The following is a 25,902-nucleotide window of genomic DNA, read 5'->3' on the forward strand; positions in this document are numbered from 1 at the left end:
GATACTCAACAAGTAAGCGCTTACATCATATAAACAATCTACGTTTGCTGTGTAGCGAAAACAATAAAAGACACTGAAACGTGTAAGGGTGTATGTTTCTTATGAAAAACTTTTATATATGGAAGGGCTTTTTTATAATGTGAAGCAGATGTAATATTATTTTACATTTAGTTCGTTCCCACTGTGCCGGGAACAAAAGCTTCACCTAATTGCACAGAAGATGTAACTGCTACACTGTCACATTAACCACAGGTAATTCATATGAATGGAAAATGGCTACAAAAAAATGACCTCAAGGCAGGATTGACGGGAAGCGCTACCGGGATGCTTGCCGCAGGAAATGTCTGGTATAAAGGAATCATCCGAATATCGCTCACCTTCGGATTGATAGCAATAATGGGCGTTTATTCTGCATTTGCCCAGGATCGGGTAACAATAACAGGAGTTGTTACAGATGCACAGGATGGTTCCTCACTGCCCGGTGTAAATGTAACGGTTCAAGGCTCACAGGAAGCTACCGGTTCTACAATTGGTACAACCACGAATATGGATGGAGAGTACACCGTACAGGTACCGGGGGAGCTCAATTTTCTTGAGTTTTCTTTTATTGGCTATCAAAGACAGGTAGTTGAAATTGATGGGCGGACTGAGATAGATGTAGAACTTCAGCAGGATCTTCAGCTTCTGGATGATGTAGTTGTAGTAGGATATGGCACGCAGGACCGGAGGCAGATTACCGGATCAATTTCCAGCGTTAGTTCTGAAGATTTTGTTACGGGGAATGTGGGTAGTGCTGCTGAACTGATTCAGGGTAAAGTTCCGGGGCTGAATATTTCGCGCGCCGGTGGAAATCCGAATGAACCTCCAACATTGCGACTTCGGGGTGTTTCCAGTTTTGGCGGGGCACAATCACCGCTGATTGTTGTGGATGGAATTGTAGGTGCAGATCTCGCAAACATCGATCCCAACGACATTGAATCGATCGATGTACTTAAAGATGCGTCTGCAGCCGCAATTTATGGTACCCGGGGCGGAGCCGGTGTAATCGCGATTACCACAAAGAAAGGGGTTGCCGGTGAAACATCTGTATCCTACAGCGGGTCAATGACCCTAAACGGTGTGGAAAACAAAGTTGATATGCTGAGTGCAGATGAATTCAGAGAGCTTTCGGAGCTAACACCTTTCGAAATCAATGACTTGGGTGGAAATACAGACTGGTTTGATGAGATTACACAACGAAGCCATACTCAAATTCACAATCTATCGATCTCTGGGGGAACCCAGGCAACCACTTATAGAGTCTCTGGTAACTTTCGCGAGAGTCAGGGTCTACTTCGTACAACTGGGTTTGAGCAGTTAGGCGGGCGATTGAACATCAATCATCGCGCTTTAAATGATCAGCTTACACTCACAATTGATTTGGGGGCCACGAACCGCGAGGAGGATTACGGTTTTAATAACGCTTTCCGTTATGCTGCAACGTTCAACCCAACCGCACCGGTACGCGCTTCGGGTTTTGACAACACTGGCGGATACGTAGAGATTGATGCATTCGACATATTTAATCCCGTTGCCATTGTTGAAACTGCTGAAGATGTACGACAACGACGCCGGCTGAACGCCTCGTTCCGGGCCGATTACGAATTTGATCATCTCGTCCCCGGCTTAAGTGCATCAGCATTCTACTCAACTGAAACCTTCTCGGGAACGGAAAACCGGTTCTGGGCGAGAACCAATAAGTTTACAGGTGGTGCAACAACGTCATCTCTCGGCCGCGGCCAGGCTGAAAGGCTGGCGAGGGATAATAAAAGAGAACAGCTCGATTTTACCGCTAATTATATAAACACCATTTTTCAGGATCTTCGGGTAGAAACTCTTGCCGGGTACTCATTTCAGGATTTTGAGAGCAGCGGAACCACGGTTGCTGGGGGTGACTTTATCTCTGATGCGGTTCGCGCCAACAATCTCGAATTTGCCCAGGATTTCAACAACGGGCTGGGTACAGTTCAGAGTTTCCGAAACAGCAATCGTCTGATTGCCGGTTTCGGTCGAATCAGCATGAACTGGGATGATACCTATTTCGCCAATGCAAGTATTCGCCGTGAAGGTTCTTCAAGATTTGGTGTAAATAACCGATGGGGAACATTCTGGTCAGTCGGGGCAGGCATGGAGGTAACCAACCTGGTTGATTTAGGACTGATAGATCGATTAAGACTTCGCGGAAGCTATGGGCTTACAGGTCTCGACGCTCCGTTTGATGGTATTTCCAGACTTCGGTTCGCACCAAGAGGAAACTTCTTCGTAGGGGGCAGTTTTGTTCAGAGTTTCGGCCCGGTTAGTAATGATAACCCGGATCTGAAATGGGAAGAGACTGGCGAGTATAATATCGGGGTGGACTTTTCCATGTTCGATGAACGTCTTACCGGTATTGTAGAATATTATCAAAAAGTTACTTCTGACCTGATTTTTGAGATCGAAGTTCCGGTACCTCCAAATCTCTTCCCAACATCTTTCATCAATGTTGGTGAAATCGAAAATAAAGGGATTGAAGTTACACTCAACTACGATGTACACCGATCACAAAACGCAATGTACAACACAGGTATTACATTCACGACCTATGAAGTAAACCTGAACCAGTTCGAATCAGATGTTCCGCGATATATCGCGAATGTGGGATCACCCGGCCAGAACAATACTCAGATGGTGCGTCTGCGTGAAGGTGAGCCTCTCGGGCAGATTTGGGGGCCAAGATTTCACAGCATCGGTGATGACGGCCGCTGGAGATTTATTCCTGCCGAGTGGAATGGTGAATTTGACACTCTTCTTTTCAGCGATGAAGTGGCCCGTGAAGATGAGGCTATTATCGGTAACGGAATTCCTGAGTTTGAACTGGGCTGGTCAAATTCCGTTCGGTTCCGGAACTGGGACTTCAACGCATTTATCCGGGGAGTTTTTGGGCATGATCTCGTAAACAGTACGCGAGTATTCTTCGAGAATCCAATTAACATAACTACCTATAACGTTACAAAATCTGCATTTGACCTTATTGATCTGGAATCAGCCCCGGCTTATTCAAGCTACCATGTTGAAGATGCATCATTCATAAGACTGCAAAATATGTCTATCGGGTATACTGTGCCTTTGCCCGCTACAAGTATGATCAACCGCCTGCATCTTTCAGTCTCAGGTAACAACCTGTTTACAATTACAGGATATGATGGAATTGATCCCGAAGTGCGCTGGCTGGATGGTGGCGATCCGCTGGCACCGGGAATTGAGCGGAGAGAGCAATGGTATTCCGCACGCTCATTTACCTTCGGAATTAATCTTGATTTTTAAAATAACCAGGTCAACACTATGAATAAAAGAATGAAAACGTACAAAAAACGAACATTTGCATGGCTTCTTCTCCTGCCGGTCCTTTGGATAGGATCGTGTACGGATCTGACCGAAACCGTTCATAACCAGGTAACCGCCGATCAGTTTTTTCAAACTGATGAGGAGTTTATTTCAGCCCTGGGTGATGCATACGGGCCGATGACCAGCTTCGGTGGAAACTGTTGTGTAACGGCAATAAATGAAGTATCCAGCGATGAAATTGTGGTAACACAAAAGGGTGCTGACTGGGAAGATGGCGGCGTGTGGATTCGGCTGCATCGCCATACATTTACTCCGTCTGATGACGTGATTAACAACACATGGAACAATTTTTTCAGTGGTGTTGGTAATGCCAATCGACTGATTTTTCAATTTGAAACGGTTGTTGAGGCTGGTAATGTAAGTGAAGAAGATGCCGCTGCATTTATTGGTGAATTAAGGGCGCTGAGGGCATTTTACTACTACCAGCTGCTGGATAATTTTGGCAATGTTCCCATTGTAACCAGTTTTGAAGGGGCACCTGAAAGTCCGCCACAACCCAGTACTGATTTTCAGCAGGGCCGCACCGAAGTGTTCAATTTTGTTGAACAAGAACTGCTGGAAGTACTTGACCAGGTGGATACCGATGTGAACGCTACACTTGGAAGAGTGAATCGTTGGGTTGTTCACATGACGCTGGCTAAACTCTACCTGAATGCTGAAGTCTACACCGGACAACCACGCTGGGAGGATGTTATTACACATACGGATGCAATCATCGATTCTGGTAATTTTAATCTATTGGTTGATTACTCAGAGAACTTTATCGTAAATAACACCGGCAGCGCGGAGCATATATTTACGATCCCATTTAATGAGATTTTCCTGGGAGGATTTCAGCTTCATGTGATGACAAACCACATTCTCAGCCAGCCCGCGTTTAATTTTGGTGAGCAGCCGTGGAACGGCTTCCAAACCGTTGCTGATTTTTATGAATCGTATATCGATCCGGATCAAAATCCGGGTCCACAGGGAGAGGTTGTTGGGATGAGCCCTACCGGGGATATGACCACGGGTACGCTCGACAACAGACTCAGTAATTTCCTGGTCGGACCGCTTCTGGATCTTCAGGGTAATCAAATTGAAGACCCGGGTGTTGAGAGTTCCGACCCTGTCGGTCCTCCGATTGTTCATACTCCATACATCAATGAATTGGCACCTGGTGGCTGGAGACAGGCAGGAGCCCGTATTGCCAAATATGAGATGGAGATCGGGTTAAGTGGGGCCAGTATGAATAACGACATGGTGATTTATCGCTATTCAGATGTTCTTCTGATGAAAGCAGAAGCTCTCTGGAGAATGAACCCATCCGATACGGATGCCCTGATGCTGGTAAACGAAATCCGAAACCGTGCCGGAGTGGATCCTTTTGATAATTTGGACGCTGACAGACTCCTGGCCGAAAGGGGCCGTGAACTCTTCTGGGAGGTCGTTAGACGGCAGGATCTGATTCGCTTCGAAGGCAATACCGGACTAACTCGCTTTAACGATCCATGGTGGGAAAAAACGTCCAACAATCCGGACCGAAATGTATTTCCAATACCACAAAATCAGTTAGAAGCAAACTCAAGCCTGGTTCAGAATCCGGGATATTAATCCAGCAGTTAACATTATTACATTGAAGACACTCCGGTTCTTTACCGGGGTGTCTTTTTTTTATCTCACAAAATTGATACCATCAAAAATGCCTGTTCCGCCGGGCTGATTTGTAATACCGCACAGATATCAATGTTCGTTGTACAGGCAATATGAATAAGTCGCAGTCTATCTTTTTCAGTTTTGTGATGATTCTGTTTTTAGTGCACTGTTCTTCTTCCGAAGATGCAGAGACAGATCCCAGTCTTTTTGAACGCTTGCCATCCTCCGTTACCGGTATTGAGTTTGAAAACCGGCTCTACCCCACAGAAGAGTTTAACATGTATGTGTTTCGCAATTTTTATAATGGCGGGGGAGTCGCTATAGGCGATGTCAGCGGAAATGGTCTTCCCGATATTTTTTTTGGCGGAAATATGGTTTCCAACCGGCTCTATCTGAACAAAGGTAATTTCGAATTTGAGGATATTACCGAACAGGCCGGCCTGCTTTCTGATGGAATCTGGACCACCGGCGTGAGTATGGTTGACATTAACGGGAATGGCCTGCTTGACATTTATATCACAAAATCAGGTCCGCCGGAAGGGGAGAGACGTTATAATGAACTCTTTATTAACAACGGAGATCTGACCTTTACCGAAAAAGCGGAAGAGTATGGCCTGGCTGAAATTGGACTTTCGACACATGCTGTATTTTTTGATTATGATGGAGATGGTCTGCTGGATATGTACCTGTTAAATAATTCTTTTGATCCGGTTGGGAACTACGATGGAGTGACGGGTGAATCGAGAAAGATCTACGATCCTCATGGCGGCAGCAAACTTTTCAAAAACGAGGGCGGACGATTTACAGATGTTACCGAGAAAGCAGGTATTTACGGGAGTAGAATCGGGTTTGATTTAAGCGCATCCATTGCTGATTTCAACCGCAACGGTCTGCCGGATATTTACGTGGCAAATGATTTTTTTGAACGCGATTATCTCTACCTGAACAATGGAGATGGAACGTTTCGTGAAGTTCTTGAGGATAAAATGCGGAGTATAAGCTCAAGTTCGATGGGCTCTGATGCTGCTGATCTAAATAATAACGGATGGCCGGATATCTATGTCGCAGATATGCTACCGTATTCAGAAGAGCGCAGAAAATCGAAAATGAATTATGAAACGGAAGATGAGTACCGGGAAAGCTTTGAAAAAGGATTTCACCATCAATTTACACGAAATACTTTTCAGATGAACAACGGAGACGGAACGTTTTCTGAGGTCAGCCGGCTCACAGAAACAGAGGCTACGGACTGGAGCTGGGCAGTTCTGATCGCCGATTTCGATCACAGCGGCCACAACGATATTTATGTTACAAACGGAATTTACAAAGATTTGCTTGATCAGGATTATCTTGAGTATACCTCAAATCCCTCCAGAATTACTGAAATCATAGAAACAACGCCTGATCGTGTGATTATGTCACTCATGGATATCATCCCTTCGGAGCCTGTGGGGAATGTACTGTTTTCGGGAGAGGGGGAGATGGGGTTTCGGGACAGCAGCGAGGCGTGGGGCCTGGGTGAGCCGGGATTTTCGAGCGGTGCGGCGTGGTCCGACCTGAACGGGGACGGGGCTCTGGACCTGGTGGTCAGCGATGTGAACGGCCCGGCCCGGATCTATCGCAACCGCACCGCAGAGCTTCGCCCGGACCACCGCTGGCTGCGTGTGGACCTTGAGGGAACCGCGCCCAACACGCAGGCGATCGGCGCGCAGCTGCAGGTGTGGGCCGGCGGGCGGCAGTGGTACCGCGAGCAGATGCTCCAGCGGGGCTTCCAGTCGAGCGTGGAGCCGGGGCTTTTTGTGGGCCTTGGGGAGATCTCCCGCGTGGATTCGCTGGTGCTGCGCTGGCCGGACGGGCAAACCAGCCGGGCGGCAGACCTGGAGCTGCCGGCCCGGATCACCCTGCGCCAGGCGGAGGGTGAAGAACGTCCGGCCCCGCCCCCGGGACTGGCCGTACTTCCGGGCGATTTCCAGAACCTGCAAGAGTCCGAAGCGGAGCGGAGGTCCCGGCAGCGTTCAGGGGCAGAGGACCTGACAGAGTTGAGCGAATGCGAACCCTGTAAGAGTCCGGATATCGGGGCGGAAATTCATGACACAGACGCTCATTCATCCGACTCTGGCAGGAACGCAAAAGAGCGTGCTCTGCCAGGTCGTTCGTGGCTTCAGCCGGTGGAACTCCCTCCGCTGAGCGACCGGGCCCACGAGCGCTACCCGTACAGCGACTTCACCCGCGAGCGGCTGCTGGTGCACATGCGCTCGTCGGAAGGCCCGGCCCTGTGCACCGGGGACGTGACGGGCAACGGGCTGTCCGATGTCTACATCGGCGGGGCGCGGGGGCAGTCCGGGGCGCTCTACCTGCAGGATGGCGGCGGCTTCCGCGAGCAGACCCCGGCGTCGCTCACCGGCGACGCCGCCTCAGAGGATACCGACTGCGCGCTTTTTGACGCCACGGGCAACGGACACCTTGACCTGTACGTAGCCAGCGGGGGCAACTCCTTTTCGAGCAGCTCCTCGGCGCTGATGGACCGCCTGTATTACGGGGACGGCAGCGGCGGGTTTGAGCGATCAGGCCAGGTCCTGCCGACCCGGAGCCGGTATGTGAGCAGCTCGACGGTGGCGGTGGGCGACCTCACGGGCAACGGGCACGCGGACCTGTTCGTGGGCGAGCGGCTTCGGCTGTTTTCGGTGGGCCTGCCGGCGGGCGGCTACCTGCTGGAGGGTGACGGTCAGGGGCAGTTCCGGGACGTGACCGGGCAGTGGGCGCCGGAGCTGGGCGAGCTGGGGATGATCACCTCCGCGGTGTGGACCGACTGGACAGGCGACGGGCGCGATGACCTGGTGGTGACCGGCGAGTGGATGTCCCCGAAGGTGTTTGCCAACCGCGGGGACCGCCTGGAGAACATCAGCGCAGACCTGGGCCTGGAAGAAGTAACCGGTTGGTGGAACGCGGTGCACGCAGCTGACCTGAGCGGGAACGGCCTGCCGGACCTGGTGCTGGGTGGCCACGGGCTGAACTCGCAGTTTCGCGCAAGTGAAGAATCCCCGGTGCGGATGTGGGCGGGCGACCTGCAGGGCAACGGAATGGTGGAGCAGCTGCTGAGCATGCCGCGGGAGGGGCGCGACTACCCGGTGGCGCTGCGCCACGATTTGATTGATGAGATTCCCACGCTTCGGGAGGCCTACCCGGACTATGCGAGCTACGGGGGGCAGACGGTTCAGGATGTAATCGAGGCGGGTGGGCTGTCGCCGTCGGTGGAGCTGCAGGCTGCGGAGCTGGCCAGCGTGGTGGTGTGGAACGAAGGAGGCGGGCAGGTGCGTGTGGAGCGTATGCCGCTGCGGGCGCAGCTGTCGCCGGTGTACGGGATCTGGAGCGGCGACCTGAGTGGGGACGGCCGCCCGGAGGTTGTGCTGGGGGGCAACCTGCACGAGGTGAAGCCGATAGCAGGTCCGTATGACGGAAGCTTCGGCGTGGTGCTGTCTGCAGGAGAATCGGGGGAGCTGACCGCTTATCATCCGGAGCAGAGCGGGTTTCGGGTGCGCGGGGCGGTGCGCCGGATCGCGGCAGTGGAAGGCGCCGAAGGACAGAAGTGGCTGATCGCCGTCCGCAACAACGACACTCCGGTTCTCTTTAAAATGAATCAGAAAAATAATTAAGCGTATAGACTATGAATCGATTCATAATCTTACTAATTACCTTTTACCGAGTGAAATTAATGTTTTTGAATTGTTTTATTCAGTTGAAAACTGAACATGAATACAGAAAATTATACATTTCAATTTCTTAAGCACACTCTTATCATCAATTTAATATCATCGAAATCGAAACAGACAAATCTTATGAAGTACCTCGTTTTCATCACAATTATCTTCAGCTTAATTGCGTGTGATCAGAGAAGCGATTACGAACGTCTTATTCAGGACGGCCAACGCTCCGATGTTCGTCACGACTCACTTTTTCTCGGTTATGAACTTGGAATGGAACAGCAGCAATTCCTCGATCATAGCTGGCAGTTGAACCAGGAAGGTTTAATTACCGGCGGCACACAAATTGAGTACCGGCTCACAGACCTTTCATATGATGCACGGATGGTATTCTATCCGCATTTCGAAAATGGTAAGATTTATAAGATGCCGATTGAGATATCCTACAATTCCTGGGCAATCTGGAATCGTGAACTCTACTCAGAACACATGATCAATGACCTCCTTGAATACTATGAAAATATTTACGGAACCGGGTTCAGGCAGGTCGATCATCCGGTGCTAAACCGCCAGGTATGGATGAAGGTTGACGGGAACCGAAAAATAGTAATCTATCCTAAAGATGATATGATTACCCGGGTTGAATTTACGGATCTGTCAGTCCAAAAAGAATAAATGGAAATTATGAAACTGTTGGGAGACAATCGTATATCATATGTTGCCTTCATTATTTCTATATTGATTTTCTCTGCATCCTGCACTTCCGAAACGCATGATGAAGTGCTTTTTGAGAAACTTTCGCAAGATCAAACCGGAATTGATTTCGAAAACAAGCTCTCATTTGATCCCGATTTTAATATCTACAGATATAGGAATTTCTATAACGGCGGCGGAGTGGCTGCGGGTGATATAAGCGGAAACGGACTTCCTGATCTTTTCTTTATCGGTAATATGGAGCCGAATCGTCTTTACCTGAATAAGGGCGATTTTACGTTTGAAGATGTAACCGAATATGCCGGTGTGGCCGGATCGATGGGATGGTCAACCGGTGTAAGCCTGGTCGATATCAACGGTAACGGATTGCTCGATATATACGTGACAAACTCCGGGCTTTTTGATGAAGATGAGAGAAGAAACGAGCTTTTCATAAATAACGGGGATTTGACCTTTACTGAAAGTGCAGCAGAGTACGGACTGGACGATCCGGGCTTTGCGATTCATGCGATCTTTTTCGATTACGATGGTGATGGGGATCTCGATATGTATCTGCTGAATAACTCAAACCGCGCGATCAGCAGTTTTGATATCAGTGAAAATCTGCGCGATGTTCGGGATGAGCATGGCGGAGATAAATTATTCAGAAATGATAACGGTACGTTTGTTGATGTCTCTGAAGAAGCGGGCATATATGGGAGCGAAATTGGGTTTTCATTAAGTGCATCCATCGCCGACATCAACCGCAACGGCCTGCCGGATATTTACGTGGCAAATGATTTTTTTGAACGTGATTATCTCTATCTGAATAACGGAGACGGTACCTTCCGTGAAGTTCTGGATGAACAGATGCGAAGCATCAGTGCGGCTTCAATGGGTTCTGATATTGGGGATCTCAACAACAACGGATGGCCCGATATTTACGTATCGGATATGCTTCCCCAATCAAACCGCCGTCTGAAAACAATGACTACATTTGAGGACTGGGACCGATATACGGAGAAGGTGGAGTACGATTACGGTCACCAGTTTACACGAAATGCTTTTCAGATGAACAACGGAGACGGAACGTTTTCTGAGGTCAGCCGGCTCACAGAAACAGAGGCTACGGACTGGAGCTGGGCGGTTCTGATCGCCGATTTCGACCACAGCGGCCACAACGATATTTACGTTACAAACGGTTTATTACAGGATATCACCAATCTCGATTATCTTGGGGATATACGATCACCTGATATGGTTCGGTCGATTGTTACTGGCGAAGGTGCCGACTTTGAAGAGCTAATCAATATCATCCCTTCGGAACCTGTGGGGAATGTACTGTTTTCGGGAGAGGGGGAGATGGGGTTTCGGGACCGCAGTGAGGCGTGGGGCCTGGGCGAGCCGGGATTTTCGAGCGGTGCGGCGTGGGCCGATCTGAACGGGGACGGGGCTCTGGACCTGGTGGTCAGCGATGTGAACGGCCCGGCCCGGATCTACCGCAACCGCACCGCAGAGCTCCGCCCGGAGTACCGCTGGCTGCGTGTGGATCTGGAAGGTAAAGCGCCCAACACGCAGGCGATCGGCGCGCAGCTGCAGGTGTGGGCCGGCGGGCGGCAGTGGTACCGCGAGCAGATGCTCCAGCGGGGCTTCCAGTCGAGCGTGGAGCCGGGGCTTTTTGTGGGTCTTGGGGAGACTACCCGCGTGGATTCGCTGGTGCTGCGCTGGCCGGACGGGCAGACCAGCCGGGCGGCAGACCTGGAGCTGCCGGCCCGGATTACCCTGCGCCAGGCGGAGGCTGAAGATCGTCCGGCCCCGCCACCGGGCCTGGCCGTACTTCCGGGCGATTTCCAGAACCTGCAAGTGTCCGAAGCGGAGCGGAGGTCCTGGCAGCGTTCGGGGGCAGAGGACCTGAAAGAGTTGAGCGAATGCGAAACCTGTAAGAGTCCGGATATTGGGGCGGAAATTCATGACACAGACGCTGACAGGACCCCGGAAAACGCGGGGGCGCTTTCAGGTCAGCGTTCGGGGCCGGAGGCTCATTCATCCGACTCTGGCAGGAACGCAAAAGAGCGTGCTCTGCCAGGTCGTCCGTTGCTCCAGCCTGCGGAACTCCCTCCGCTGAGCGACCGGGCCCACGAGCGCTACCCCTACAGCGACTTCACCCGCGAGCGGCTGCTGGTGCACATGCGCTCGTCGGAAGGCCCGGCCCTGTGCACCGGGGACGTGACGGGCAACGGGCAGTCCGATGTCTACATCGGCGGGGCGCGGGGGCAGTCCGGGGCGCTCTACCTGCAGGATGGCGGCGGCTTCCGCGAGCAGACCCCGGCGTCGCTCACCGGCGACGCCGCCTCAGAGGATACCGACTGCGCGCTTTTTGACGCCACGGGCAACGGACACCTTGACCTGTACGTAGCCAGCGGGGGCAACTCCTTTTCGAGCAGCTCCTCGGCGCTGATGGACCGCCTGTATTACGGGGACGGCAGCGGCGGGTTTGAGCGATCAGGCCAGGTCCTGCCGACCCGGAGCCGGTATGTAAGCAGCTCGACGGTTGCGGTGGGTGACCTGACGGGCAACGGGCACGCGGACCTGTTCGTGGGCGAGCGGCTGCGGCTGTTTTCGGTGGGCCTGCCGGCGGGCGGCTACCTGCTGGAGGGCGACGGTCAGGGGCAGTTCCGGGACGTGACCGGGCAGTGGGCGCCGGAGCTGGGCGAACTGGGGATGATCACCTCCGCGGTGTGGACCGACTGGACGGGCGACGGGCGCGATGACCTGGTGATAACCGGCGAGTGGATGTCCCCGAAGGTGTTTGCCAACCGCGGAGGCCGCCTGGAGAACATCAGCGCAGACCTGGGCCTGGAGGAAGTAACCGGCTGGTGGAACGCGGTGCATGCAGCTGACCTGAGCGGGAACGGCCTGCCGGACCTGGTGCTGGGCGGCCACGGGCTGAACTCGCAGTTTCGCGCAAGTGAAGAATCCCCGGTGCGGATGTGGGCGGGCGACCTGCAGGGCAACGGGATGGTGGAGCAGCTGCTGAGCATGCCGCGGGAGGGGCGCGACTACCCGGTGGCGCTGCGCCACGATCTGATTGATGAGATTCCCACGCTGCGGGAGGCCTACCCGGACTATGCGAGCTACGGAGGGCAGACGGTGCAGGATGTGATCGAGGCGGGCGGGCTGTCGCCATCGGTGGAGCTGCAGGCTGCGGAGCTGGCCAGCGTGGTGGTGTGGAATGAAGGAGGCGGGCAGGTGCGTGTGGAGCGACTGCCGCTGCGGGCGCAGCTGTCGCCGGTGTACGGGATCTGGAGCGGCGACCTGAGCGGGGACGGCCGCCCGGAGATTGTGCTGGGGGGCAACCTGCACGAGGTGAAGCCGATCGCAGGACCGTATGACGGAAGCTTCGGCGTGGTGCTGACTGCAGGAGAAACGGGGGAGCTGACCGCTTATCATCCGGAGCAGAGCGGGTTTCGGGTGCGCGGGGCGGTGCGCCGGATCGCGGCAGTGGAGGGCGCCGAAGGACAGAAGTGGCTGATCACCGTACGCAATAACGACACTCCGGTTCTCTTTAAAATGAATCAATCTGAAGAACCGTAAATCGCACCTTATTAAGGTTAAAAATAGGTAAAGGGATCACCCATTTGTTTGCATAATTACCGAATCTTCATTATCTGTATGAGTCAGAGTAAACCTACATAAAACCAGCAAAATCATATTGTTTACATGAGTAAAAAAACAAAATTAGGAATGGTAGGCGGAAGCCTCGACGCTTTTATTGGAGAGGTGCACCGAAAAGCCGCAGCAATGGATGGAAAGTTTGAGCTTGTTTGCGGTGCGTTTAGCAGCAGTCCTGAAAAATCGAAGAAAACAGGCGAAGCGCTGTCACTCGATTCATCCAGAGTGTATGGCTCGTACAAAGAGATGATCGAAAAAGAGAGCCAGCTTCCTGAGAACGAGCGAATGGAAGCGGTTTCTATTGTTACGCCAAATCATGTGCATTTTGAGCCGGCAAAACTCGCCCTGGAAAATGGGTTCCACGTTATTATTGATAAACCCATTACGTTCTCGCTGGAAGAAGCGAAACAATTGAAAAAAATCGTGGATTCTACAGGAAACATCCTGGCTCTTACGCATACGTACACCGGTTACCCGATGGTAAAGCAGGCCCGTCATATGGTTGCTACCGGACAGCTGGGTAAAATCAGAAAAATTTACGTGGAATATCCACAGGGATGGTTGTCAACCCCGCTGGAAGATGAGGGAAATAAACAGGCATCCTGGCGGACAGATCCCGAAAAATCGGGAGCAGGTGGCGCAATTGGCGATATCGGAACACATGCCGCAAATCTTGCTGAATATGTAAGCGGACTGAATATCACCCAGATATCAGCTGATGTAAACATTTACGTCGAAAACCGTCGGCTGGATGATGACTCAGCCGCGCTGCTGAAGTTCGAAAATGATGCTTCCGGCGTATTGATGGCAACACAGATCGCTGCGGGTGAAGAGAACGATCTTAAGCTTAGAGTTTATGGCGAAAAGGGCGGTGTGAAATGGATTCATTCCGATCCCAACTCCCTGCATTACAAAACTCTGGATGGCCCGTACCAAACTCTTCGGGCCGGAACAGGATACCTTGCGGATAGTATCGCAAAATTCACGCGAACTCCTGCCGGTCATCCCGAAGGATATCTCGAAGCGTTTGCCAATATCTATCTTGAATTTCACAACGCCGTCTCCGATTTCAAAAACGGAAATTTCAGTTCTATCGAAGATTACGATTTTCCGGGAGCCGATGATGGAATCCGCGGAATGGCTTTTGTTGATACGATGCTCGAATCAAATAAATCAGAAACTAAATGGACACCGTTTAAAAAATGAAAACTATAAAAGGACCCGCAATATTTTTAGCTCAGTTTGTTGACGATGAAGCCCCTTACAACGATATAATTTCAATCTGTGAATGGGCAGCTTCTCTCGGATATAAAGGCGTTCAGATTCCAACATGGGAATCGCGGCTGATTGACCTCGAAAAGGTCGCCGAAAGCAAAACGTACGCTGATGAGTACAAAGGAAAAATTGAAGAGACCGGAGTAGAGATCACCGAACTTTCAACCCATCTTCAGGGACAACTGGTTGCCGTAAATCCCGCATATGATGTGATGTTTGATGGATTTGCGCCAGAAGAAGTTCACGGCAAGCCGAAAGAGCGCCAGAAATGGGCGGAGAATCAGCTTAAAATGTCCGCTAAGGCAAGTGCAAATCTTGGCTTAAATGCTCACGCATCATTTTCCGGAGCGTTAATGTGGCACACGGTATATCCCTGGCCGCAGCGTCCCGCCGGACTGGTTGAAGACGGATTTGCTGAACTCGCAAAACTGTGGAAACCGATCCTCAACGAGTTTGATGAACACGGCGTGGATGTATGCTACGAACTTCATCCCGGAGAAGATCTGCATGACGGCGTGACGTACGAACGTTTCCTGGAAGCGACCGGTGATCACCCACGGGCACGTATCCTTTATGATCCGAGTCACTTTATCCTTCAGCAGCTTGACTACCTCGCATTTATCGATATCTACAAGGATTACATCAAATCGTTTCATGTGAAGGATGCCGAGTTCAATCCAACCGGAAGAGCCGGGGTTTATGGCGGCTACGAAAGCTGGATCGACCGGCCCGGCAGATTCCGTTCCATTGGTGACGGACAGATCGATTTCAACGGCATCTTCACTAAACTTTCTCAGTATGATATCGATTGCTGGGCAGTTCTGGAATGGGAGTGCTGCATCAAACATCCCGAGCAGGGCGCGATCGAAGGCGCACAAATCATTCAGGATCACATCATCCGGGTGACGGAAAAAGCGTTCGACGATTTCGCAGGAGCCGGAAGCGACACCGAACTGAACAAAAAAATACTCGGTGTGAAATAAACCCGGGTTCAAATTTCAACTTCAGATCAAAAGAGAGCTGTACGATCTGCGTGCGGCTCTCTTTTTTATATACAACTTTTAGTCTTTGGTACCAGGTCGTTTACCAATAATTTCATTTTGATTCCGGTTTGATTTAGTTGTAACTATCCAGATATGGCAATACGATATTCAGAATTATTATTACTCTCTCTTTCCTTATTTCTGATTTTATTTTTTGCCGGCTGCAGCAGTGAAGCGGATACACATTTTTCACTTCTGTCCACCTCCAAAACAAATATCGATTTTGAAAACCAGGTTACGAGTACGCCTGAGTTTAACATCGTAAACTACATGTATTTTTATGATGGTGCCGGAGTTGCAGCCGGTGACCTGAATAACAATGGCCTGCCGGATCTCTTTTTCGTGGGAAACGAAGAACCGAATAAACTATATTTCAACCGGGGAGATTTTCAGTTTGAAGATGTCACCGAAACGACCGGGGTTGGCGGCGATCCCGGTTCGTGGTCAACCGGCGTGACCATGGCTGATGTGACCGGAAACGGTTACCTGGATATCTACATCAGCCGGGTCAACTATCTTACGAAATCAGGGCCAAATCAATTTTTTGTGAATAACGGCGATGGCACATTCACCGAACGGGCAGCTGACTATGGCATCGATTTTGAAGGATATTCCACGCAGGCTGCTTTTTTTGACTATAACAAAAATGGCCGGCTCGATCTTTTTATCCTGAACCATTCGTTTCACAGCGAAAGAACGTATGGTCCGGTTGATGTACTCCGCGATATTCACGATCCAAAAGCTGGTGACCGGCTTTTTCGAAATGAAGGAGATCATTTTACCGATGTAACGGAAGAAGCGGGAATCATAAGCAGTGCTCTGGGATACGGCCTGGGCCTGGCGATCAGCGACATCAACAAAAACGGCTGGCCCGATATTTACATCGGCAACGATTTTCATGAAAATGATTATCTCTACATCAATAACGGGGACGGCACATTTACCGAATCACTTTATGAATCGATCGGCCATACAAGCGGATCATCCATGGGAAATGATATTGCCGACATCACAAATGACGGTTATCCCGACATCGTATCCCTGGATATGATGCCGGAAGATCACAACTCATTTATGAGATCAGGCGGACCGGATCTGACTGTTGTAGCCGAAACCAAGGCTAATTTTGGATTTGGTGATAAAAATGCCCGAAACACCGTTCAGATTCACCGGGGAATGGCGCCCGATGGTCGTCCGGTTTTCAGCGAACTTGCCTTCACCCTCGGAATGGCAAAGACAGACTGGAGCTGGGCATCCCTTTTTGCTGATTTTGATAACAGCGGTTATAAAGACCTTTTTATAAGTAACGGTATGGTGCGCAGACCGAATGACCTGGATTATATCCGGCGTGTCGGGGATTTTCGGGAACGGAGTACGGAAGGAACCGTATCGGACGAAGAGTTTGAATCGATTCAGTTCATGCCGCCGATCTATATTCCGAATTACATCTACAAAAATCATGGAGAACTTCAGTTTGAAAATACCACGGAAGAGTGGGGGATAGATCAGCCATCATACTCCAGCGGTGCTGTACATGCGGATCTGAACGGCAATGGAATGCTCGATCTTGTTGTAAGTAATGTTAATATGCAAACTTTTGTATATCGAAATAATGCTGAGGTTGACTCTCTTCACAATTATCTGAAAGTCTCCTTTTCCGGCAGCCGGATGAACAGCACTGGAATCGGGACGAAAGTTATACTGTACAAAAATGATGAAATTTTCTACCAGGAGCAGTATCCCACCCGTGGATTTCAATCTTCGGTGGATCATGTCCTCCATTTTGGGCTTGGGTCTCATGCTGAAATCGATTCACTCTTGGTCGTCTGGCCGGATGACACATACCAGACCATTTATGATATCTCATCAAACCAAAAGCTAAGTCTCGATCATCAGGATGCCGGCGGGAGTTTCGACTACACCAGGCTTCACAGAAGTTATGAGAATGCTTTGGTTGAAAATGTCACCCACGATTTCTCTATCGATTTTGAACATCAGGAAAATACACACAACGATTTTTCCCAGGAACCTCTGATTCCCTATAAAATGAGCAGAATGGGTCCGGCAGTGGGGATAGGTGATGTGACCGGAAATGGCCGCGATGACATTTTTATGGGAAATGCGCATCGAAATCGCTCGGTGCTCTACCTTCAAAATGAGGCCGGTGATTTTACGTCATCGAATGAAACCTTGTTCACAGCAGATGCGAGATATGAGGATGTGAGCGCCCATTTTTTCGATGCAACCGGCAATGGATCTCTCGATCTCTATGTAGTGAGCGGAGGAGGTCAGCTTTTTGAAACGAATGAGCTATTTATGGACCGGCTCTACATAAATGACGGAGACGGAAGTTTTGAGCGGTCAGAAGGGCGGTTACCCGACCTGAGAAATAACGGCAGTGTGGCTGTAAGTTCAGATTTTAATGGAGATGGAAGTCTCGATCTGTTTGTGGGAGCCCGGTCGAGGCCGTGGTATTATGGTGTGTCACCGGAGAATGTTTTACTGCAGAATGACGGGACAGGGCGATTTCAGGATGTGACCGATGAAGCGGCCCCCGGACTCAGAGACATCGGAATGATTACAGATGCAGCCTGGGCGGATATTACCGGAAACGGTTATGATGATCTTATCCTGGCGGGTGAGTGGATGCCGGTAACCGTTTTTGAAAACAGGGGAGGGAATTTAGTGAACATAACAGAAGATCTCGGTTTTAACGAGCTCAGCGGATTGTGGCAGTCGATTACTGTTGATGATCTGAACGGAAACGGTGATTTGGATATCATTGCCGGAAATTTTGGGACCAACTCACGGCTGCAGGCGGACGAAGATCATCCGCTTAAGCTTTTTGTGAATGATTTTGATGAAAGCGGATATACATCGGGATTAATTTCGAGAAGAGTTGACGGAAAAGATGTGCCGTTTGAACAGCTGGATGAACTGTTACAGGAGTTTCCGCAGCTCACGCAACAAATTACCAGTTATGTGGATTTTGCATCGAAATCGGTGCAGGAGCTATTCGGCCGGGAGGCGATCGATGATGCTCAGACCCTTGAAATCCGTGAGCTTCGTTCCATGATTTTTTGGAATACCGGTGATGGCAGTTTTGATGTCCAGCCTCTGCCTGTGATGGCTCAATCGTTTCCTATAAATGCAGTTGAGATACATGAAGATTCTGAAAATAGAAAACATCTCCTGGCAGCCGGAAATCATTATCATGTGAAACCGAGTATGGGTGGTCGGCAGGATGCCGGGTATGGCCTTCATTTGATTTATGATCCGGAAATCGGGTTCAAAACGTTGAATCTTCAGGAGAGCGGATTCTTCACGGAAGGCGTAGCCAGATCTATAAATACAGTGGATATTGGCGGAGAAATGTATTATTTGGTAGGGAAGAATAATTCCGCGCCGGAGCTCTTCAGATTTACCGAGTGATATCTGAACGTAAAAACAGGAACTAAACTAAGAACACAATGAAAAAATTTACCGGAATATTGATCATTTTATGGGCTATGGTACATATGCCTGCCTGCGCACAAGACATGGACAACGAACGGGAGTGGGAGCCTGAAGACACTGAATTTTACGAGCCGGTTCCCCCCGTTGTTGAGGCCGAAGGCGGGTTTATGGATCCACCTTCAGATGCAATTATACTGTTTGATGGAAGCGATTTTTCCGCATGGCAGTCCGCCAATGGAGACGAAGTGGACTGGATGCTTGATGAGGGAGAGATGACCGTGATGCCGGGATCAGGCAATATTGTAACACGGGATGGTTTCGGTTCGATTCAGCTCTACCTGGAATGGAAAACGCCAACAGAAATTGATGGTGACGGACAGGGCAGAGGGAACAGCGGTGTTTTTCTGCAGAGGAGATACGAAGTGCAGGTTCTGGATTCTTATGAAAATGAAACCTACGTAAATGGAATGGCCGGAAGTATTTATAAACAATACGCCCCGCTTGTCAATGCAGCTCGTCCGCCGGGTGAGTGGCAAACCTACAACATTATTTATGAAGCTCCTGAATTTGATGACAATGACGAACTGGTATCACCCGCATATTTGACTGTATTCTGGAATGGTGTGATGATTCATAACCGGACGGAAGTGAAAGGAGATACTGAATACATCGGGCCGGCAGATTATTCAGTACACGGCAATGACGGAATCATGCTTCAGGATCACGGTGACCTGGTCAGTTTTCGAAATATCTGGGTGAGGGAACTGGATGAAAGCCCGGTGTGGGGGCATGAAGGGTTTTGATTGATTCAATATCAATCAAATTCAGAGCAGGAAACAGACTGTAAGAAGGCCGGTTTGTTTCTGCTCACATTTTTTTTCATCAGGATTTCTTACGTTACATTCAGGATAGTAGTCGTTTCAAAATCTCTCCTTACCTATCCTGTTCACTCACCAATTGAACATGAATAACTTCGGCCGAAGTGTTCTTATGAAATCATCCAAATGATCAAAACCTGTATAGAGTGATTTCAGACTCTCGTTGTATTCATATATTTAATTTATAGTTTCAATAATAAAAATGTGAAAATATAATGCACTAAAGATAAATATTGATATCATAATAATGTTTATATGTTATATAAAAACGTAATTTATATTAATAAACAATGTTGTTTTGTTAAGGTTAACATAGAGAGGTTGATTACTGAAATTGTAAAACTTATGATCAGTAAGAATATGAAAAATATAGACTTGTGAATTTGTCCCGAAAGTGTATTTAATACACTCTTTATTCTTTAGTTATAATTTGTTAATTAAAGAGAGGAGCTAAAATGTGAGGGAAATTCAATCGAAATTTTCTCTCAGCCATTCAGATGAACAATTAAAAAAATTGGGTTTATCACAACACGTATTGGATTTCTAATCTGAAGTAAACTGTACTATGGAGCAGGAGTGAATAGTGTTGTTGATTCATATGTGTAATATTATATAAATAATAAAACATATCATTTATATTGAAATAATTTATAAAAAAACATAATTGTATCAATATTAAAAGTATTAATTTTGTTTGATATGCATTCAGAATCTCATAAAAAATTATGGTTAAGATATGTGGAAGGCGATTATAGCGTCTACAAAAAAATATTTGAATCTTACTATAGTGGGCTTTTTGGCTATGGAATGAAGTTATGCAATGATTCGACCATTGTTGAGGATAGTATCCAGGATGTTTTTATTTATATCTGGGAAAAAAGAGAGGATTTAATGCATATCAATTCACCAAATGTATATTTGTTCGTATCACTCAGGAGAAAAATTATCAAAAGAAGAAATAAGTATCGTAATAAAAAGAAAATAAAAGATGGGGATTTCTTCATTGAGTTTGGTGTTGAAGAAATTATGATAAACAAAGAGATAAGGGATGAACAGAAAGAGGAGCTTCATAAGGCGTTGAATTTACTTTCCAATCAACAGAAAGAGGTACTGTTCTTACATTATTACAACGGGATGAGCTATGGTGAAATTGAGGAAATCCTTTCTATAAACAGGCAGTCTGTTCGAAACCATATGTACCGGGCAATAAGTACACTTAGATCTGCACTCAACAAAAATACTCTTCGCCTTGTTGTTTGATTTTTGGTGGATGATTATCTGCTCACCGATATCCGACCACTATAGTCAGCGGTTTTATAATCCTATACACTTCTATAATGTGATGAAGTTTGATCTGATGTAGATTGAAAATCATTTGTCAGTTAAATATGAATATATCTGTAGGTGTAATAATAACAGGTAATTAAGAGGCGCCATATCTTATAGAACTTCATTAAATCGGAGTTTCAGATCTGGCTTTTTAAAAAAGTTCAAGTCAATTTGAGTACGGAAGCGGTTTCATCAACTCTCCTATATCGAACAGGTCATCGATAAGCTTTCAATTTAACACTGTGACAGACAGAGAATATACGGTAGAAGAATTATTGGAGGATTCCTCGTTTCGACGATATGCGAAAGGCAGAGGTACAGCCGAAGATATTGAAAAATGGGACAGTTGGGTTGAAAGGGGTTTTGAGCAAAAAATTCTTTTTAAGGAAGCTTCAAAACAGTTGGCCGGTTTTGAATTCAGAGTTGATGTTGAATCGAAAATTGATAAAGCGTGGAAAAAAATATCTTCAAAAACTGTATCAAGACAAAGATATAGTTTTGAAAAACGACGTGATAGAAACTTTCACAGAAGGATATTTTATTTAGCCGCATCCGTGCTTCTGATTTTAAGTATGGTTGGCATAGGAGTTTTTCAGTTCAGTCAAAATGAAGAAGGTATTACTAACCTGGAGCAGCAGAACGAAGAGAAAATCATTACTACCGATGAAGGGGAAGTAAAAACACTTAGATTTTCAAATGGTTCACGAATTATTCTGAACAGCAACTCATCAGTGGCATACAAAGCAGGATTGCTGCAGGATGAAACCATTGAAGTCTCACTGCAGGGAGAGGCATGGTTCGAAACGGATCACTCGAATAGTAGTGCAGAACCGTTTTTTTCAATATCAACTTCGGAAGGTATCATCCGTGATATCGGGACGGAGTTTTTGGTATCTACCTCCAAAGATGATACTAAAGTAATTTTGCAAGATGGTCTTGTAGAAATTGAATACAACCTGGACGGTCAACACTCAGCAGATCAAGCCATTACGTCAGAAATCATCTTTGTTGAAAAGGGTGAAATGGTTCAATTCAGAAAAAATAAAGTAATCAACCGGGAGAGTGTGAATCCCACATTTTATACCTCTTGGGCAACCGGTTATCTCGAGTTTAACAAAACGAGTATTTATGAGCTGGCAGAGTATGTAGAACAACGGTTTAATGTAAAAGTAATTATTGCACAGAACGACCTGCAAGAGATTACTCTGGATGGGGCTATCTACTTCAATTCACTGAATGGTCTTGTGAGATCAGTTACTGATGTAATCGGTGTACCTGCGTTTCGAGATCCGGAAAGTGATAAAGTCTTTATTGGAAATCCAAATGGTGTGGATGATTAAAATATCGTCGGCTTTTAAGCCGAATGGGGCAAGTTCAATCAAAAATAAAATCAACTATGAAAAATGTTACGATAAAACTAACGAGGATTCTTATTGGTGTATTTTCAATTTGTCTTGCTATGAATTTCGGGCAATTGGAAGCACAGCAATTAGGTTCACTAATTCAATCTTCCGGCTCAACAGCTGATAAGAACCAATTACTCGACATTGTTTTAGACCAGGGGATGGATTTGGAATCGGCATTGGAAGTGGTGGAGGAGCAATTTGATGTTGTATTTCTGTATCGAACGGAAACGGTTGAAAATTATAAAATCAGTAAAGATTTCCGTTTATCTACAAATTTAGAACACAATTTAGAGAACATTTTAGGCAGCTTAGAACTTGAATTTAAAAACCTGAACCCGAAAACGTATGGGATCTATCCAAAAGCGGATGAGCCCGCTTTTGAAGAATCTTTGCCGGATCTGGACCATGAAATACGGGGGACGGTTACGGATCAAACCTCCGGGGAAAGCCTGCCAGGTGTAAATGTAGTGGTGGAAGGTACCACTTTGGGTACATCAACAAATATTGAGGGTATTTTTGAGCTAACGGTACCTTCACTGGAAGAAACCCTGATTTTTTCTTTCGTGGGGTATGAAAGAAAAGAAGTGCCACTCGATGGCAGAACAGAACTTACAGTAGAACTATCACCGCAGGCATTTGTTGGTGAGGATGTGGTTGTTGTGGGGTATGGAACTCAACAGGTGGAAACATTAACGGGATCAATCAGCAGGGTAGCCGGTGAAGATATGACAGCAAGCCCGGCCCCGAATGTTGCCGGTAATCTTGCCGGCCGGCTTCCGGGTTTAGTTGTTAATCAGCGTACGGGAATGCCCGGTTCAGAAGATGTTAATATTTTAGTTCGCGGTTCATCAACATTTGGAGATAATTCTCCTTTGATTGTTATTGATGGTGTGCCTCGCGGCAACATGAACAGGCTCAATCAGAACGATATAGAAAGTGTTACTGTGCTGAAGGATGCGTCTGCAGCTATTTATGGCGCGCGAGCAGCAAATGGTGTTGTACTGGTTACAACAAAACATGGTCAGGAAGGCAGCCCGGTTTTTGATTTGTCATACAGTACTGCACTGCAGCGTCCTACACAGCTGCCGGATATGCTGGATGCAGCTACATTTGCCGAAGCATTTAATGAGGCTGAATGGTACAGGGCCGGCCGGCCGGATAGGGAGAATTTTACACCGTTCTATTCGGACAATGCCATACAACGATATCGTGATGGCTCTGATCCCGTTTTATATCCAAATACGGACTGGGTGGATGAGGTAATGCTTCCATATTCGTACCAGCATAAAATTAATCTGCAGGCAAGTGGAGGAACTGAAAATACAAGATACTTTTTATCCTTTGGGATGAGAGATCAGGATGGAGGTTTTCGGAATAATCCTACTCATTACAGGCAATACAATGCCAGGGGAAGATTTGATGTGGATTTGACCCAGGATTTGACAGTAGGAGCGAATGTTAATGCGATCATTAATGAGCGAACGTATTCGTCAACAGCAACGGATGTCGATTTTGTTAATATTTTACAGGCAAATCCAACGCTCGCAGCGGTTTACCCGAATGGGTTAATTGCACCCGGCCGATTGCGGGAAAACCCTCTGCTGCTGGATCAGCGTGGTTTTGATAATATGAGAGATTATCCAATTCAAACTACCGTTACGGCCAACTACCAGGTGCCTTTCGTAAATGGACTTGAATTGAATGCCTCCTATAATTACGATCTGAACAATCAGTTCCAGAAAAACTTCGACAGGCCTTATTTCTATCATGAATACAATGTAAACACGGAAGAATTTGAACGCCGACAATATGGTGAAGAAATTCAGTTAACCGATACATACCGCAGATGGAGGGAATCGCTTTTTAATTTCAGAATTAATTACCAAACGGTTCTCGGGTATCGGAATAACGTATCAGCAATGGCAGGCTTTGAGCAGCAAAGGCAAGAGTTTAGCTATGCAAGTGCCTATCGAAAAGGTTTTGTGAGCCCGGCAATACCTCAGATTAATGTAGGTGGAACTGACCCCGAAGATATTAACAATTCCGGAAGCGCTTCGGAAAGTGCCTATAATAACTTCTTTGGGCGAATCAACTATGATTTTGATATGAGATACCTGTTTGAATTTGTGTTCCGGTATGACGGATCACAGATTTTTCCTGAAGGTAACCGGTATGGGTTCTTTCCCGCAGTTTCTGCAGGATGGCGAATGTCGGAAGAGGATTTTATGAGGGATAATTTTCCTTTTGTGACTGAATTGAAACTAAGGGCGTCCTATGGTGAAATAGGTAATGATCGTGTGGGTGCTTATCAGCATTTACAGGCCTTCTCTTTTGGCAACAATTATGTATTTGGCAGCAGAGATGCCCCCGGAATCTACTCAAATACGATGCCGAACCCGGATATTACCTGGGAGGTAAGCAGAAAGTTTGATCTTGGATTAGACCTTGAGCTATGGGATGGGTTACTCGGTGCAGATTTCACTGTTTTCACAGAGAACAGGTCAAATATATTAACTCAGCCAAATCTATCCGTGAGTCGTGTGTTTGGATTTCCGTCACTGCCAGATCAGAATATCGGTGAGGTGGATAATCGTGGTTTTGAACTTTTAATATCCCACCAGAATAATGTGGGCGATTTAGCATATCGCATCTCAGCAAACACATCATTTGCCCGTAGTGAGATTGTGTTTATGGATGAACCTCCACAAGCTGAAGACTACCAAACTCAAACTGGAAGTCCGTTAGGCGCAGGTTTATTCTATCGGACAGACGGTATCTTCAGAACACAGGAAGAACTGGATAGTCATCCGCACGGCAGTGGAGCCCAGGTTGGAGACATCCGAATCGTTGATATCAATGGTGATGGTGTTATCGATGCTGATGATCGTTATAGAGCTCAATACTCTGAAATTCCGGAAATTGTATTTGGGCTGAATTCCAATTTCCGGTATAGGGATTTTGATTTAACCTTGTTTATTCAGGGTCAGACAAATGCTCTGCACTACGATGGTGAAGTTGCGCAGCTTGGAGGGAGTGATTTTGCAAACACCCCTCATTACCGGGCTGATAACCGATGGACTGTAGACAACCGTGAGGGGGCTACAATGCCCAGGGCAGACCACTGGCAGCCAGGTGCTACGGATTTCTTCTTGTTCGACGCAACGTTTGTGAGGCTGAAAAACGCAGAACTGGGATACCATCTACCGGCCAGGTTATTAGCACGCACCGGGGCCCTCAGTGACGTTCGTTTATACGTTAATGGATCAAACCTGTTAACCTGGGCCAAAGAGATCAAATATAAAGATCCGGAGATGGGAGGACAGTTCGGGTTTAATAACTATCCCCCGATGCGCATGGTAAACTTCGGCATAAACGTAACATTTTAAATAGG

12 protein-coding genes are annotated in these 25,902 nt (G+C 47.7%); all 12 read left to right on the forward strand.

Annotated features, from left to right (window positions below):
* Window positions 1-261 precede the first annotated feature (261 nt).
* Window positions 262-3,342 (forward strand): SusC/RagA family TonB-linked outer membrane protein, encoded by a 3,081-nt coding sequence (locus DYD21_RS05375; protein WP_116033780.1) that lies wholly within the window; start codon window positions 262-264, stop codon window positions 3,340-3,342.
* An 18-nt stretch (window positions 3,343-3,360) separates the two neighbouring features.
* Window positions 3,361-5,016, forward strand: a complete 1,656-nt coding sequence (locus tag DYD21_RS05380) for a RagB/SusD family nutrient uptake outer membrane protein (protein WP_199535466.1) — start codon at window positions 3,361-3,363, stop codon at window positions 5,014-5,016.
* Between the two features lie 152 nt (window positions 5,017-5,168).
* Window positions 5,169-8,711, forward strand: coding sequence for a VCBS repeat-containing protein (locus tag DYD21_RS05385; protein WP_116033783.1), 3,543 nt, complete (start codon window positions 5,169-5,171; stop codon window positions 8,709-8,711).
* 183 nt (window positions 8,712-8,894) lie between these two features.
* Window positions 8,895-9,434, forward strand: a complete 540-nt coding sequence (locus DYD21_RS05390; protein ID WP_147303502.1) for a hypothetical protein — start codon at window positions 8,895-8,897, stop codon at window positions 9,432-9,434.
* Entirely contained in the window at window positions 9,435-13,046 is a 3,612-nt protein-coding gene (locus tag DYD21_RS05395) for a VCBS repeat-containing protein (protein ID WP_116033788.1), read from the forward strand. It begins immediately after the preceding gene.
* Window positions 13,047-13,172: 126 nt separating this feature from the next.
* Window positions 13,173-14,330 carry a Gfo/Idh/MocA family protein gene (locus DYD21_RS05400; RefSeq protein ID WP_116033790.1) on the forward strand — a complete coding sequence of 386 codons (1,158 nt, stop codon included), beginning with the start codon at window positions 13,173-13,175 and terminating at the stop codon, window positions 14,328-14,330.
* Complete coding sequence (locus DYD21_RS05405) at window positions 14,327-15,382, forward strand: sugar phosphate isomerase/epimerase (RefSeq protein ID WP_116033793.1); 1,056 nt, start codon at window positions 14,327-14,329, stop codon at window positions 15,380-15,382. The genes DYD21_RS05400 and DYD21_RS05405 overlap by 4 nt, the downstream gene beginning before the upstream one ends.
* A gap of 153 nt (window positions 15,383-15,535) precedes the next feature.
* Window positions 15,536-18,874, forward strand: a complete 3,339-nt coding sequence (locus DYD21_RS05410; RefSeq protein WP_116033795.1) for a VCBS repeat-containing protein — start codon at window positions 15,536-15,538, stop codon at window positions 18,872-18,874.
* A gap of 38 nt (window positions 18,875-18,912) precedes the next feature.
* Window positions 18,913-19,701: a DUF1080 domain-containing protein gene (locus DYD21_RS05415; RefSeq protein ID WP_116033797.1), complete on the forward strand. Its 789-nt coding sequence runs from the start codon at window positions 18,913-18,915 to the stop codon at window positions 19,699-19,701.
* A gap of 774 nt (window positions 19,702-20,475) precedes the next feature.
* Window positions 20,476-21,036 carry an RNA polymerase sigma factor gene (locus DYD21_RS05420; protein ID WP_116033800.1) on the forward strand — a complete coding sequence of 187 codons (561 nt, stop codon included), beginning with the start codon at window positions 20,476-20,478 and terminating at the stop codon, window positions 21,034-21,036.
* A gap of 311 nt (window positions 21,037-21,347) precedes the next feature.
* Entirely contained in the window at window positions 21,348-22,445 is a 1,098-nt protein-coding gene (locus DYD21_RS05425) for a FecR family protein (RefSeq protein ID WP_116033802.1), read from the forward strand.
* A 56-nt stretch (window positions 22,446-22,501) separates the two neighbouring features.
* On the forward strand, window positions 22,502-25,897 hold the full coding sequence (locus tag DYD21_RS05430) for a TonB-dependent receptor (protein WP_199535467.1): 3,396 nt from the start codon (window positions 22,502-22,504) through the stop codon (window positions 25,895-25,897).
* Window positions 25,898-25,902: the final 5 nt, after the last annotated feature.

It is taken from the genome of Rhodohalobacter sp. SW132, from assembly GCF_003390325.1.
Lineage (GTDB): Bacteria > Bacteroidota > Rhodothermia > Balneolales > Balneolaceae > SW132.

Coding starts and splice junctions, on each gene's coding strand:
- DYD21_RS05405 (WP_116033793.1), top strand. CDS start 14,327: ATGAAAACTATAAAAGGACCCGCAATATTTTTAGCTCAGTTTGTTGAC.
- DYD21_RS05430 (WP_199535467.1), top strand. CDS start 22,502: ATGAAAAATGTTACGATAAAACTAACGAGGATTCTTATTGGTGTATTT.
- DYD21_RS05395 (WP_116033788.1), top strand. CDS start 9,435: ATGGAAATTATGAAACTGTTGGGAGACAATCGTATATCATATGTTGCC.
- DYD21_RS05400 (WP_116033790.1), top strand. CDS start 13,173: ATGAGTAAAAAAACAAAATTAGGAATGGTAGGCGGAAGCCTCGACGCT.
- DYD21_RS05390 (WP_147303502.1), top strand. CDS start 8,895: ATGAAGTACCTCGTTTTCATCACAATTATCTTCAGCTTAATTGCGTGT.
- DYD21_RS05385 (WP_116033783.1), top strand. CDS start 5,169: ATGAATAAGTCGCAGTCTATCTTTTTCAGTTTTGTGATGATTCTGTTT.
- DYD21_RS05380 (WP_199535466.1), top strand. CDS start 3,361: ATGAATAAAAGAATGAAAACGTACAAAAAACGAACATTTGCATGGCTT.
- DYD21_RS05415 (WP_116033797.1), top strand. CDS start 18,913: ATGAAAAAATTTACCGGAATATTGATCATTTTATGGGCTATGGTACAT.
- DYD21_RS05375 (WP_116033780.1), top strand. CDS start 262: ATGAATGGAAAATGGCTACAAAAAAATGACCTCAAGGCAGGATTGACG.
- DYD21_RS05410 (WP_116033795.1), top strand. CDS start 15,536: ATGGCAATACGATATTCAGAATTATTATTACTCTCTCTTTCCTTATTT.
- DYD21_RS05420 (WP_116033800.1), top strand. CDS start 20,476: ATGCATTCAGAATCTCATAAAAAATTATGGTTAAGATATGTGGAAGGC.